The organism is Paraferrimonas haliotis, assembly GCF_002282895.1.
GTDB classification, from domain to species: domain Bacteria; phylum Pseudomonadota; class Gammaproteobacteria; order Enterobacterales; family Shewanellaceae; genus Paraferrimonas; species Paraferrimonas haliotis.
This window is the reverse complement of sequence record NZ_NRRB01000002.1, coordinates 506,886-519,976: the sequence shown is the minus strand read 5'-3', so window position 1 is coordinate 519,976 and position 13,091 is coordinate 506,886. Positions and strand designations below refer to the sequence as shown.

At 50.6% G+C, this 13,091-nt stretch carries 12 protein-coding genes; 4 read left to right on the top strand and 8 right to left on the bottom strand.

Annotation, left to right across the window (positions count from 1 at the left end):
- The first annotated feature begins 18 nt into the window (after positions 1–18).
- Together CLC91_RS06260 and CLC91_RS06255 are read left to right on the top strand one after the other, a co-directional pair.
- A complete protein-coding gene (locus CLC91_RS06260; RefSeq protein WP_095497668.1) occupies positions 19–1,827 on the top strand; it encodes a TonB-dependent receptor domain-containing protein in 1,809 nt (602 codons plus the stop codon).
- Between the two features lie 28 nt (positions 1,828–1,855).
- Complete coding sequence (locus CLC91_RS06255; RefSeq protein WP_198950909.1) at positions 1,856–3,301, top strand: cobyric acid synthase; 1,446 nt, start codon at positions 1,856–1,858, stop codon at positions 3,299–3,301.
- Here the strand turns inward: CLC91_RS06255 and CLC91_RS06250 are convergent.
- From CLC91_RS06250 to CLC91_RS06235, 4 genes are all read right to left on the bottom strand, one after another.
- Complete coding sequence (locus tag CLC91_RS06250) at positions 3,298–3,759, bottom strand: tRNA (cytidine(34)-2'-O)-methyltransferase (protein ID WP_095497669.1); 462 nt, start codon at positions 3,757–3,759, stop codon at positions 3,298–3,300. The two genes, CLC91_RS06255 and CLC91_RS06250, sit on opposite strands and share 4 nt — an antisense overlap.
- A 61-nt stretch (positions 3,760–3,820) precedes the next feature.
- Positions 3,821–4,408, bottom strand: coding sequence for a hypothetical protein (locus tag CLC91_RS06245; protein ID WP_095497670.1), 588 nt, complete (start codon positions 4,406–4,408; stop codon positions 3,821–3,823).
- A gap of 76 nt (positions 4,409–4,484) precedes the next feature.
- Entirely contained in the window at positions 4,485–5,879 is a 1,395-nt protein-coding gene (locus CLC91_RS06240) for an ATP-binding protein (protein WP_095497671.1), read from the bottom strand.
- Entirely contained in the window at positions 5,867–6,544 is a 678-nt protein-coding gene (locus CLC91_RS06235; RefSeq protein WP_095497672.1) for a response regulator, read from the bottom strand. The genes CLC91_RS06240 and CLC91_RS06235 overlap by 13 nt, the downstream gene beginning before the upstream one ends.
- Positions 6,545–6,586: 42 nt before the next feature.
- Between CLC91_RS06235 and CLC91_RS06230 the strand changes: the two genes are divergently transcribed.
- Both CLC91_RS06230 and fieF read left to right on the top strand, forming a co-directional pair.
- Positions 6,587–7,207 carry a Spy/CpxP family protein refolding chaperone gene (locus CLC91_RS06230; protein ID WP_095497673.1) on the top strand — a complete coding sequence of 207 codons (621 nt, stop codon included), beginning with the start codon at positions 6,587–6,589 and terminating at the stop codon, positions 7,205–7,207.
- Positions 7,208–7,248: 41 nt separating this feature from the next.
- Positions 7,249–8,142, top strand: coding sequence for a cation efflux pump FieF (fieF, locus tag CLC91_RS06225; protein ID WP_095497674.1), 894 nt, complete (start codon positions 7,249–7,251; stop codon positions 8,140–8,142).
- On the opposite strand, the gene glnG is transcribed toward fieF, so the two are convergent.
- The 4 genes from glnG to glnA form a co-directional block, all read right to left on the bottom strand.
- Entirely contained in the window at positions 8,137–9,555 is a 1,419-nt protein-coding gene (gene glnG, locus CLC91_RS06220; RefSeq protein ID WP_095500162.1) for a nitrogen regulation protein NR(I), read from the bottom strand. The genes fieF and glnG overlap by 6 nt on opposite strands.
- Complete coding sequence (glnL, locus tag CLC91_RS06215; protein ID WP_095500177.1) at positions 9,552–10,637, bottom strand: nitrogen regulation protein NR(II); 1,086 nt, start codon at positions 10,635–10,637, stop codon at positions 9,552–9,554. The genes glnG and glnL overlap by 4 nt, the downstream gene beginning before the upstream one ends.
- A gap of 111 nt (positions 10,638–10,748) precedes the next feature.
- Complete coding sequence (locus tag CLC91_RS06210) at positions 10,749–11,267, bottom strand: DUF4124 domain-containing protein (RefSeq protein WP_269844420.1); 519 nt, start codon at positions 11,265–11,267, stop codon at positions 10,749–10,751.
- 104 nt (positions 11,268–11,371) lie between these two features.
- Positions 11,372–12,781, bottom strand: a complete 1,410-nt coding sequence (gene glnA, locus CLC91_RS06205) for a glutamate--ammonia ligase (RefSeq protein WP_095497677.1) — start codon at positions 12,779–12,781, stop codon at positions 11,372–11,374.
- Positions 12,782–13,091 lie beyond the last annotated feature (310 nt).

The window sequence follows — 13,091 nt, the reverse complement described above, 5'->3', positions numbered from 1 at the left end:
GAACAAGGAATAATTACTATGTGTTTTAAAATGCGTCTCAGCCTAGCAGCGGTTGCTGTTACGGCCGCGTTTGCTGTGCAAGCAGAGCAACAAATTGACGAAGTCATTGTAGTGACCGGCGATCGCTTTGGCGGCGCTCCAGAGCAGCAATTTCAAGTTATTAATGTGATTGAACGAAGCGACATTGAACGCTTTAATCCCAAGTCTGTGGTGGATATTTTAGAAACCTTGCCGGCGGTGAGTGTGATCCGCAATGGCGGTCCGGCACAAGCGGCAACCGTGAGTATCCGTGGTGCAAACTCTAACAATACCTTGGTGCTGGTGGATGGCTTACGAGTCAGCTCCGCCACCTTGGGGCTAGTGAACTTTGGCGCCTTAATGCCCGAACAAATTGAGCGAGTCGAGGTGGTTAAAGGGCCCAGAGCTGCAGTATGGGGCAGTGACGCCATTGGCGGTGTCATTCAAATCTTTACCCGTAAGCTCGACGGTGGCGAGGGCTATGTCACCGCCGAGGGCGGTTCTAACGCCTACGGCCGTTTGAGCGGTGGTTATGGCGTCAGCCACGGTGACGGTCATACCGGCATTAATCTCAGTTACGATAAAGGCGATGGCTTTGATGTCAAAGCCGACAGCGAAACCGATGACGACGGTTTTAAGCGTGGCGGCATTGGCATCAGCGGTACCCAGCAACTGAGCCAGCAATGGCAAGCCAATTGGCTGGGGCAATACAATAAGGGTTCTTTCGAATTTGATAGCGGTGCGCCGTTTGCCAATGAAACCGATTATGCCAATTACTTTTGGAGCCTTGGCGGCGCTTATCAAGGCGAGCGTTTGCAATCTCAGCTAACCGTGGGACAAGCGCGGGATAACAATGAGAACTATCGCCAAGAAAGCAAAGACAATAAGGATTTGTTTCAAACCGACCGTAATCAAGTGAGCTTTTCTAACCAATACGTGCTTTCTAGCAACAGCCGAATTGTGGCGGGCCTAGACTGGCAAAACGAATCCGTTAAGGGAGATTTTGCCGTAGACAGCCGCGACTTGTTCGGTGGCTATGGCCTTTACAGTGTCGATGTCGATGGTTTTTCCGCAGAAGCGGCGCTGCGCTACGACAAAGTGGACAAGGTCGACAGCGAAACCACCTACAACCTGAGCGCGGGATATCGCTTTAACGCCAATTGGCGAGTGGTTGCCACCTATGGCACCGGCTTTAAGGCACCAAGCTTTAACGATTTATATTACCCATCTCTGGGAAATCCAGATTTGAAGTCGGAACGTTCACGCAGTTACGACCTATCGCTGCACGGCAGTTTCGGCGATTTTAGCGGTTATGTCAGCGTTTATAACACCGATGTGGATGATCTGATTGAGTGGGCACCTACAGGCGAGGTTGATGACAATGGCTGGGCCATTTGGAAGCCGGCCAACGTTGCTAACGCCACCTTAAAAGGTGCGGAAGCCTCTATCAGTCATCAATGGGATGCGTTGTTTCAACAGCTAAGCTATCACTATTTGGACGCCAAAGACGGCGATGCCATGCCGCTAACCGGCCGCAGCCGTCATGAGTTGGATTATCGCATTGGCTATCAGTGGCAAGCTTTTGATGCTCAATTCGATTATCACTACCAAGGTAAGCGCAGCGGCAGCGCGTTTACTGCGGATATGGACAGCTACCATAACCTTGGATTATCCGCGGGCTATCAAGTGACTCAATCGCTCGCGACTCGAGTTAAGCTCACCAATTTATTGGATGAAAAGCTGGTGTCGGCCTCTGGCTTTAACAGCCCGGGGCGCGAGTTCTATGTTACCGTGAACTATCAGTTTTAACGGCAATTAACCAATAAAGGTGGCAACGATGAAACTCATGGTTCAGGGCACCACCAGTGATGCCGGTAAAAGCATTACGGTGACAGCACTTGCCCGTATTCTAGCCAATCGTGGTTATCGCGTTGCCCCTTTTAAACCGCAAAACATGGCGCTTAACAGCGCCGTTACCAACGACGGTGGCGAAATTGGCCGTGCCCAAGCTTTGCAAGCGCTGGCGGCGAGGGTCGAGCCAACGGTTGATATGAATCCTGTACTGCTAAAGCCCAACTCTGACACCGGTGCTCAGGTGATTGTCCATGGCAAGGTGGTGGCCAACATGGAGGCGCACTACTATCACCAGCACAAGCCCATGCTGTTGGACAAAGTACTGCAAAGCTTTGACAAATTGCAGTCCTTGAATCAAGTGGTGTTGGTGGAAGGAGCCGGCAGTCCCGCTGAAATTAATTTGCGCGACCGCGACATCGCCAATATGGGGTTCGCGTTACCGGCCAAATGCCCAGTGGTGATTGTGGCTGACATTGACAAGGGCGGGGTGTTCGCCTCGCTGCTGGGTACATACCAGCTGCTGTCTGACGACGAGCAAGCGTTGGTGAAAGGCTTTATTATTAACCGCTTTCGTGGCGACATTAGCTTGCTGGAGTCGGGCTTACGTTGGCTAACCGAGCAAACTGGGGTGCCGGTACTTGGGGTTATTCCCTACGTGCAAGGACTGCAACTGGCGGCGGAAGACGCCATTGACACCGAGCAAGTATTGCAACAGGCACGGTTGCGGGTTGTGGTGCCTGTGCTGCCTCGCATTAGTAATCACACCGACTTCGACAGTTTACGGCTGCACCCGCAAGTGGAGCTTATATACGGCGCTCCCGAGCAGTCGTTGCCCGCGGCGGATCTGATCATTATTCCCGGCTCTAAAAGCGTGCGCGCGGATTTAGCAGCATTACGGCGCTGGGGTTGGGACAAGCAAATTGCGCGGCATTTGCGTTATGGCGGCAAGGTCATGGGCGTGTGCGGTGGTTTGCAAATGTTAGGGCAGCGCATTGCCGATCCCTTGGGCATAGAAGGGCAAGCCGGGGAGAGTGACGGCTTGGGTTATCTGAATCTTGATAGCGAGCTTAAGCCCCACAAACGTTTGAAAAAAGTAAGTGGTCACTTGCAATTAAATGGCATAAAAACAGAGGTTGAGGGTTACGAAATCCATGCTGGCATAAGCCGCGTCAGTGAACATCAGCCTTTTGTTATTGAAGGCTGCGCGGCAGGCGCATTAAGCGACGATGGGCAAGTGCTTGCCAGTTATGTGCACGGCCTATTTGACCAACCTAAAACGCTGCAAGCCTTGTTGGCATGGGCGGGTGCCGACACCGATTTACAGCCAAGCAGCGCCGAGCAGCAACAAGCTGAGCTGGAGCGATTGGCCCGCGCCTTCGAGGCTAACCTCGACATGGATGCGCTTCTGGCCATTATGGCCGCCGATTAAGCACCTTGATAGCCGATTTGACGCCAAGCTTCGTAGCTAATAATGGCCACCGCGTTGCTGAGGTTTAAGCTGCGACTTGACGCCATCATGGGAATGCGCAGTTTTTGGCTAGGCGCTACCGCGTTTAGGATTTCATCGGGCAAACCGCGGGTTTCAGGGCCAAACAGCAGCACATCGTCGGCTTGGTAGTTCAGCTCTGAGTGCGGCCGCGAGCCTTTGGTGGTGCAGGCGAAAATGCGCTTGCCCGCCATGGCTTGGCTAAACGCTTGGTAGTTCGGGTAGCGATGCACCCGCGCTAAGTCGCCGTAATCCAGCCCCGCACGACGTAGTTTTTTCTCTTCTAAATCAAATCCTAACGGTTCAATTAAATGCAGCTGACAGCCGTTGTTGGCGCACAAGCGAATGATGTTGCCTGTATTAGGTGCAATTTCCGGTTCGTAAAGGGCAATGTGAAACATGACACGCTCATGGGTCGCTTAATAATGGCGCTATTATAGCGATAAAGTTATCCGGTATTCACTAAGGTTTCAGCGTAAAGTGGAGGATCCCATCTTTCTCCTCCATGTGAATGTCCGCTTCTGCGTCGCTTGGGCGTTGCGGGCAACCATTAGGGTTACATTGAGGCGCAATGGGAAAAATAGGGGTATGCCAAAGCCGACCATCAGAGCTAAGGGAATCGGCGCCTGGGGTGTAGTTAAGCAAATCGCCGCAATAGCGACACACGTAACCTGCGCAACGAGCGCACACCCAAGGGCGCTGGGATTGTGCTTGGCATAACCAAGATTGCAGAGCTTTACCAAGATCCGTTAGCGGTGCTTTGGCATACTTCACCAGCGCAATGGTGTTATCAAATGTACGATTAATTTGTATGCTTGCACCGGCTTGTAGCTGCTTTGTCATTAAAGGTATGGCATTAAGCAAATCGGCTTGGTTGTTAATGTAGTGGTCAAAAATAATGGCATGATTTGGCAACTCGCCATCCACGGCGCGTTGGCTGCGCTCAACAAACGACACCCCGCCAGGGGCGGCAGCAATGCATTTACTGGTGGCCGCGTCGGTGCCGCAAGCAACACAGCAAGGTTGGACGTTAGCGTGGGCGTTTGGCATGTTGGGCAATCCTTTTCACAGCTTAAACAACGCTGAGCATTTTAGCCGTCTAGACGGCTAAAAGTCAATAAGAGAATTATTGCCCTTTTATCGGTAAGCGAATACATACTAATAACCCGCCTTGTTCGCGGTTGCTCGCGTCAATGCTGCCGCCGTGGCCTGTGATGGCTGCGGCGCTAATGGCTAAGCCTAGTCCTGCACCGCCGCTGTCGCGATCCCGAGCTTCATTGGGGCGGTAGAATGGCCGAAAAATTTGGCTGAGCTGGTCGTCATCGATACCCGGGCCGTCGTCTTTAATGCTAATGATAAGTGTGTTTTGCTCGATACGCTGCTGCACGCTCACTTTTGATTTGGCGTAGCGAATGGCATTGCGCAGTACGTTTTCCACCGCGCGACCGATAAGCTTAGGCTCAAGCAGCATCGACGGGACGTCGATGAGCTGGGTAGCTAATTGAATATCATGCTGTGAGGCTTCAAATTGGGCGTCGCTGAATATCGGCGCCAGTACCTGATTAATGTCTAAGGTTTGGCGAGATTCGGTGGCACTGACATTGGCCCGAGATAGCTCTAATAACTCTTGGATCATGGCTTCAATTTGCTGGGCTTCGTAGCCCATGCGGTTAAGCTCTTTGCTGTCTTGGCCCTTTTTGTTGGCAATGGCCAACGCCAATTGCAGCCGCGTAAGCGGGGTTCTCAGCTCATGGGAAATGTCGCTCATTAGTCGTCGTTGATTGTCTAACATCGACTGAACCGCCTCGCCCATTTGGTCAAACGCTTGCGCCAATTGGCCAATTTCATCGCCTCGCTCGCTAACATCTCTAGCGGTGCGCTGCGATAAATCGCCGTTGGCTATGCATTTGGCGCTGCGTTGTAGAGAGCGAATGCCGCGGCTTAGGTGCCACGCCAGTGCGCCATATATGACCCCGGATAACACCAGTGCCAACGCCAGCATCAGCCACTTTTGCTCCAGCAGTCGGTGTAACCAAGGCTTTTGTGCGGTTACTTTAACTCGACCGTATAGCTGCAATTGACGATCCCCAAGCTCGATTAATTGCGGCCCAAAAACGCGCTCGTGGCGAAATTGGTAGCTGAAAGCTTGCTTAAGTTCTTGGTCTTCGCGAATCAGCAGATAATGGCGAACCGTACGCGGTACTTTTTGCCCAGTTACCGACTCACCTTGCTGGTTTAACAGTATTAGCCTGGGTTCACCGGGGCGGCGTTGATGGTTGTCGAATTCCCGATTAAAGCGTCGCTCACCAATACGGCCAGCGGGCAGAGATTGAATGCGCTGAGCCACTCTATCTAATACTTGTTGCTCCATCGGCGAGATACTTTGTAGCGGGTTGGGCTCCACTAATTGCTGTACTAACAGCACCGAGCCAATGGTGAGCCCACTGATGAGCCAAAAGCACAAAATCAGCTTAGCAAACAAGTTGTTGGGCACCAGTCGGGTCAGAGTTAGTCCAGCCATAGATAACCTTTGCCTCGAATGGTTTTTATGCGCGGTCTGTCGTCGCTGCGGGGAGGCAGCTTTTTACGCAAATTAGACAGATGCATATCGATGCTGCGGTCAAACGGCATTAGGCGTTTGCCTAACACCTCTAAGCTCAATTGCTCTTTCGTTACTAGCTGAGCCTTGTTGTCGATGAGCAGTGCTAACATGCCAAATTCGGTATCGGTCAATTCCAACAACTGTCCCTGACAGTGGGCTTCTTGGCGTCCAAGAAACAGCTCTATGTCTTGGTCGCTCACGCTCTGGTTGGGTTGTTGAGTGAGTTGGGAGCGGCGCAATAACGCTTTAACTCGAGCAATTAGCTCATGCTCGTTAAAAGGTTTCGCTAAATAATCATCGGCACCAATTTCGAGTCCTAACACCTTGTCGATGGGGTCACCTTTTGCGGTGAGCATCAGAACTGGCGTTTGCTTGTGGATGCGCAGTTGTTTGAGCGCTTCGAAGCCGTTTAATTGCGGCATCATAACGTCCAGCAAAATTGCGTCAAAGTCTTGTGCTAACGCCAACTCGAGACCGCTCTGACCATCGCCGGCACTGCTGACTTCAAACCCTTCCAACTGCAAAAGTTCGGCTAACAGTTCCGATAAACCCTTATCGTCGTCGATAACTAGAATGTGCGCCATTAGCAAAGGCCTCTTGTTGAATGCTCACTGTGGTGACTAATTGTGGTGACTCATTATGGTGACTATGATAACGGTTACTTTACCCGTGTTGGCCATGGCTTTACAAAGTTTTACGCTGGCATTCCTCTGCTTTACGTTGCCAAGGTTACTATGAAAACCCTGTTAGGTTGTTATCCTTTGATTGAGGTCATTATGAAAAAAGTAAACCAGTTAGTAAGTGCCATCGCTCTATCCACGTCTTTGTTGTTAGTGCCCATCACTCATGCCCAGACAGAGCAGGCTAATGCTCAGGTGAGTATGGATCGCAAAGGCGGTCACAGCATGCATGGCATGAAGCGCATGTTGCGAGGACTTGGCTTAAGCGAGTCACAGAAGCAAGAAATCAGCGCCATTAGCGAGCGCTATAAAGAGCAACTCAAGGCTGATCGCCAAGCATCGCCGGAAAACTCCCATGAGCAAATGCTGCAATTCATTAGTGCTGATAGTTTTGATGAGCAAGCGGTTCGCGATGTTATCCGCGGTAATCAAGCGAAACGCATTGATACCATGGTGCAACTGGTGGCGATGCAACACGACATCTACCAAGTGTTGACCCCTGAACAGCAACAGAAATATCAAGAAAACTTGAGCAAAGCCAAAAAGCGTGGCCATAAACGCCGCTAACTCGTTTATAATCTCGGAAATGTTTTTAGATAGTGCGAGTTATGAGTACATCAGATAATTACGATTTCTGGGTTAAGCTGGCCAGCCGAGCGGCGGTGGCCACCGCGCTTATCTTAGTACTGAGCAAGCTGGTGGTGTGGATATTCTCCGGATCCGCCAGTATGCTCGCTTCCCTTACCGACTCTTTTGCCGATGGCATGGTGTCACTCATCAACTTTATGGCCATTCGTTACGCCATTATTCCGCCAGATGAAGACCACAGATACGGTCACGGCAAAGCCGAGCCATTAGCGGCGTTAGCTCAGGCGGTGTTCATTCTTGGCGCTTGCGTGTTCTTAGCGGTTTATGGCGGCCAGCGATTGATAAACCCGGTGCCATTGACCCATACCGGCTGGGGCATCGGCGTGTCGATATTGGCGATAGTGTTAACGTTTGCATTGGTGCAACTGCAGAAAAAAGCGGTGGCGGAAACCCAAAGCACCGTCATTGAAGCCGATGCCATGCATTATCGCTCTGACCTGCTATTAAACGCCTCGGTGCTGTTGGCGTTAGTGTTGGCGCAGTTTGGAGTGTGGTGGGCTGATGGACTGTTTGCCATTGCCATTGCGATATACATTGGTGGCCAGTCGATAGGATTAGGCTATCGCAGTATTCAAGGTCTGTTAGATCGCGAACTCGATGAGCAAACTCGAGACCAGATTCGTCGCTTAATCGAAGACGATACGGCCATTATTGACAGTCATGACTTGCGCACCAGAGAAGCCGGCAAGTATACCTTTGTGCAAGTACACATTACTCTAGACAGTCAATTGCCATTGAAACAGGCGCACCAAATAGGCGATGCCGCCATGCATCGAGTTCAGGCTCAGTATCCGCACATGGAAGTTTTGGTGCACTTGGACCCGGCCGATGTTAATAAAGGCGCGATTCTATAAATCCAGCTCTTTAAGCTTGCGGGTTAAGGTGTTGCGGCCCCAGCCCAAGCGTCGAGCAGCTTCCTGCTTATGACCTTGGGTGTGACTGAGTGCTACTTGCAACAAGATGCGCTCAAACTCCGGTTGGGCTTGTTGCAGTATCTGATCGTCGCCGGCTTCTAGACGAGCGTTAACCCAGCTTTTCAATAAGGCTTGCCAGCTGGTATTGCTGGTGCTTGGCGGGTTGATTAAGCCGCCGTCGGCAAACGCCGTGTCACTCATCAACTCCGGCGGCATATCGCTAAGCAGTATTTCTTGGCCACTGGCCATAACGGTTAACCAACGACAGGTGTTCTCTAATTGGCGCACGTTGCCAGGCCACGGCAGGCTGGTCATAAATTCAATGGCTTCTACGCTTAGCGATTTTGGCTCTACGGCCAACTCTTGAGCTGCGTTGGCTAGAAAATGCTGGCTAAGCTTGGCGATGTCTTCTCTGCGCTCCGATAAGCTTGGTAAATGCACTCGAATCACGTTAAGGCGGTGGAACAAGTCTTCACGAAATTCACCGGCTTCAACTTGCGATTCAAGGTTTTGGTGAGTTGCAGCGATAATGCGCACATCCACTTCAATTGGGGTGTGGCCGCCTACTCGATAGAACTGACCGTCGGCGAGCACTCGCAACAGTCGGGTTTGCACAGCCAGAGGCATGTCGCCAATTTCATCGAGGAACAAGGTGCCGCCATCGGCTTGCTCAAAGCGTCCTTTGCGATTGCCGCCGGCACCGGTAAAGGCGCCTTTTTCGTGGCCGAACAGTTCTGACTCAATTAAATCGTGGGGGATCGCCGCCATATTTAGGGCGATGAAAGGTTTGCCAGAGCGTGGGCTGTGTTTATGCAAAGCGTTGGCAACTAGCTCTTTACCTGTGCCGGACTGGCCGTTGATGAGCACGCTAATGGACGACTTTGACAAGCGGCCAATGGCGCGAAAAACTTCTTGCATGGCTGGCGCTTCGCCAATGATCTCGGAAACGGTTTGTTGCGCCTGTACCTGCTGTTGGCTGCTTTGTTCTTCGCTATGAGCTATGGCACGCTGAGCGAGCGCCACTGCCTCATCAATATCAAAAGGTTTGGGTAAATACTCGAACGCGCCGGCTTGATATGCATTCACGGCACTGTCGAGGTCGGAATGTGCAGTAATTATGATGACCGGGATGTTGGGGTATTGTGATTGCAACTGCTCCAGTAAGCTTAATCCATCGATACCGGGCATGCGGATATCAGAAATGATCACTTGCGGCTGCTGGCTTTGCAGAGCTTCTAATAAGGATTCGGCAGCGGCGAAACAGGCACAGCTTAAGTCGGCGGATTTGAACGCTCTTTCCAGTACCCAGCGAATGCTGTTGTCATCATCGAGAATCCAGATTTGTTCGCTCATGAGTGGTAATCCTTTTGGTGTTCGTTCTGGATGGCTGGGGTTAATGGCAGCCAAATGGTGAACTCAGTACAGCCGTGGCTAGTGTCGCAATCAATGCGTCCTTGATGTTGCGCAATAATGGTGTGAGCAATGGAAAGGCCAAGCCCGGACCCTTCCGGTTTATTGGTAACCATGGGGTAAAACAAGGTGTCAACCAAGGCAGCATCGATGCCGGGGCCGTTATCTATAATGGCAATTTCCACCGCCATCTTATGGGTGTGTAAGCCAATGCTCACTTGATGCTTGGTGCGAGTGCGCAGGGTAATGGTATCGCCACTTTTCTCTAATGCTTGCTGAGCATTTTGCACAATATTGAGAATGGCTTGCTGCATTTGATCCGGCTCCATGACCACTTCCGGAATAGACGGGTCATAGTCCCGAATAATGTGAATCTTCCCTGGCGGCAAGGTGACTTCCACCAGTTGCAGCGCTTTTTCTATGGGCTCGTGCACATTAAACGGTGCTCTTGGCGAGGGGTGTTGTGGCCCCAAAAGCTTATCGACAATGGCCTTTAAACGGTCCGCTTGTTCGATGATCATGGTAGTAAATTCTTGCTGCTCAGGCTGGTCTAGCTCTCGATCAAGCAATTGTGCTGCGCCCCGTAAGCCGCCGAGAGGGTTCTTAATTTCGTGGGCTAATCCTCTGACCAAAAGCTGTGCCGCTTGCTGTTGATTCTTGCTCACCAGCGCTTGATGGATCTTTAGCTGTTGTTCGACGCTTCTTAGCTCGATTAGCGCGCACAAACGACGTTGTTGTGTTTCATAGGGCGTAATGCTGACGTCAACAACATGGGCTTGATTTTCAAGAGTGATAAGAGGTACTCGACTGATGCTTAACGAGTTTTGCTGAGATACCGTGCGACCTAACAAATCTTCATCAAGGGCAAGCGATAGGTAATGGTGAGGAAGCGAGTGCTCAGTTAGGCGAGAGCGGCTTATGCCCAGCAGTTGCTCCGCTGACGCATTGGCATAAAGAGGTACGAGTGTCTCGTCAATGACGATCACCGCGGTAGATAAGCTATCGAGTACCAGTTCTGTTTGCATTGGGCTGCCTTGCTTCGCTTGCGTATTTGCTACGGTAGCACGTTGCACCATTATGGTGCAACGAAAGCGCTAGCAGCTTCCAAAAAGGGGGCCTGGCCCCTTTTTTGGGGGCTAACCGCCGCCTAGCATGCTGGCTCGATGCAAATACACGGTTGTTTCTTGAGACGATGCAAGTACTTTGCCGTTTTGATCAATAATGCGTACAGAAAGTTTATGTTCGCCACGGTCGATGTTAACCAGCCGAAATAAATTGGTGCGCTGGGGCACCGAGTAAGTGTTTCCGTTCAGCGACAGCGCCATTTTCAGGCTCGAATCGAGTTTAGGTTCAACCTCAACCTGCACACTGAAGTTACCGTTGTTTTCACGAATGGTGGCTTGGTTCTCCGGCGACACAATGGCTATTTTGTACTCCACCGGTTGTGCGGGCGTTTCTGTGGTGGCTGTATCGGCCGCTGAAGGCGGCGGGGAAAGCTGAATTGAGCTGTTAGGCTTGAGCTGCACTTGCTCTGCGTTGGTGCCTTCTTTAGGCTCATCCGAATAATGGACTTTGCCATTCTCGTCGACCCAGCGATACACAGTAGCGCTGCTAAAAAAACTAAAAAATAATAGTAAAACTATAAGGTTACGCATAGTCGCTTTCCATTTAGAGTTCCTAGCTAGAGTAACCAGTTCTGACCAAAAAATCATCATAAAAAAGCCCGCTATCAAAGCGGGCCTTAGTTTCAAGCGTTAAATTAAACGCTGTAGTACATTTCAAACTCAACTGGGTGAGTGGTCATGTTTAACTTCTCAACATCGGCACTCTTAAGCGCAATGTAGCTGTCAATGAAGTCATCTGAGAACACGCCGCCTTCGGTTAAGAAGCTGCGATCCGCATCCAAGCACTCCAAGGCTTGCTGCAAGCTCTCTGCAACGGTTGGGATTTGCAACGCTTCTTCTGCCGGCAAGTCGTACAAATCTTTATCCATGGCATCGCCAGGGTGGATCTTGTTCTTAATGCCGTCTAGGCCCGCCATCAGCATGGCAGAGAAGGCTAAATAAGGGTTAGCCGTTGGATCTGGGAAGCGAACTTCGATACGACGCGCCTTGGCACTCGGTACCACAGGAATACGAATCGAGGCTGAACGGTTACGGGCTGAATAGGCCAGCATCACAGGTGCTTCAAAGCCTGGAACCAAACGCTTATAAGAGTTGGTTGAGGCGTTAGCAAACGCGTTAATTGCGCGAGCATGCTTAATGATACCGCCAATGTAGTAAAGCGCGGTGTCGGATAAACCACCGTATTTATCACCGGCAAACAGGTTAACACCATCTTTCGCAAGTGATTGGTGAACGTGCATACCGGAACCGTTATCGCCAACCACAGGCTTAGGCATAAAGGTTGCGGTTTTGCCATAAGCGTGGGCTACGTTATGCACAACATACTTGTAGATTTGAATCTCGTCAGCTTTATTAACCATGGTGTTAAAACGACAAGCAATCTCGTTTTGACCTGCGGTGGCAACTTCATGGTGATGCGCTTCTACAACCAAGCCCATCTCTTCCATAACCAAACACATGGCGCTACGCAGATCTTGTGATGAATCCACTGGTGCAACAGGGAAGTAACCGCCTTTAACACCAGGTCGGTGGCCAGTGTTGCCATCTTCGTAGGCTTTGTCTGAGTTCCAACAGGCTTCTTCGGCATCAATCTTGTACATAGAGCCGGACATGTCGGTTTTGTACTTAACGTCGTCAAATAAGAAGAACTCTGGCTCAGGACCAATTAACACGGTATCGGCGATGCCAGTGGCGCGCATGTATTCTTCAGCACGGCGAGCAACAGAGCGTGGATCGCGATCATAACCTTGCATGGTAGAAGGCTCTAGAATGTCGCAAGTAATATTAAGAGTGGCTTCTTCGGTGAACGGGTCAAGTACTGCACGACTTGGATCCGGCATCAGCACCATGTCAGATTCGTTAATGCCTTTCCAGCCTTGAATCGAAGAGCCGTCAAACATTTTGCCTTCTTCGAAAAAGTCTTCATCGATTTGATGGCTAGGAATAGAGACATGCTGCTCTTTACCTTTGGTATCGGTAAAGCGCAAGTCGACAAACTTTACTTCGTGCTCTTCAATTAGGCTTAGTACACTCTCAACTGACATATTTTCTTCTCCAGAATGATAATATGATTGCGCCAACCGTTCGGTTAGGCAGAACAAGTTAGTTATTCAAATTCAACGTATGAAATCGCTATGGCCAAACGTTATGGCCAAAACTAAGCGAAACCCATGCCAACTTTTTAACGACGGTTCCATGCACTGTTTAGAAACATTGGCGGTCGTTATCATTTAATTTTGCACCAAATTAGTGCGAAAGACGATCCATATTGGTGCAGATAATCAGTAACTTCTTTGATGCACGTCATTGATGGTGCAGATGGTGCAAAAAAGTGATCCTAGCTAAGGCTTGTGA

What these genes read in the sequence shown, in the direction of transcription:
- CLC91_RS06260 (WP_095497668.1), top strand. Translation starts at nt 19, where the DNA reads ATGTGTTTTAAAATGCGTCTCAGCCTAGCAGCGGTTGCTGTTACGGCC.
- CLC91_RS06255 (WP_198950909.1), top strand. Translation starts at nt 1,856, where the DNA reads ATGAAACTCATGGTTCAGGGCACCACCAGTGATGCCGGTAAAAGCATT.
- CLC91_RS06250 (WP_095497669.1), bottom strand. Translation starts at nt 3,759, where the DNA reads ATGTTTCACATTGCCCTTTACGAACCGGAAATTGCACCTAATACAGGC.
- CLC91_RS06245 (WP_095497670.1), bottom strand. Translation starts at nt 4,408, where the DNA reads ATGCCAAACGCCCACGCTAACGTCCAACCTTGCTGTGTTGCTTGCGGC.
- CLC91_RS06240 (WP_095497671.1), bottom strand. Translation starts at nt 5,879, where the DNA reads ATGGCTGGACTAACTCTGACCCGACTGGTGCCCAACAACTTGTTTGCT.
- CLC91_RS06235 (WP_095497672.1), bottom strand. Translation starts at nt 6,544, where the DNA reads ATGGCGCACATTCTAGTTATCGACGACGATAAGGGTTTATCGGAACTG.
- fieF (WP_095497674.1), top strand. Translation starts at nt 7,249, where the DNA reads ATGAGTACATCAGATAATTACGATTTCTGGGTTAAGCTGGCCAGCCGA.
- glnG (WP_095500162.1), bottom strand. Translation starts at nt 9,555, where the DNA reads ATGAGCGAACAAATCTGGATTCTCGATGATGACAACAGCATTCGCTGG.
- glnL (WP_095500177.1), bottom strand. Translation starts at nt 10,637, where the DNA reads ATGCAAACAGAACTGGTACTCGATAGCTTATCTACCGCGGTGATCGTC.
- CLC91_RS06210 (WP_269844420.1), bottom strand. Translation starts at nt 11,267, where the DNA reads ATGCGTAACCTTATAGTTTTACTATTATTTTTTAGTTTTTTTAGCAGC.
- glnA (WP_095497677.1), bottom strand. Translation starts at nt 12,781, where the DNA reads ATGTCAGTTGAGAGTGTACTAAGCCTAATTGAAGAGCACGAAGTAAAG.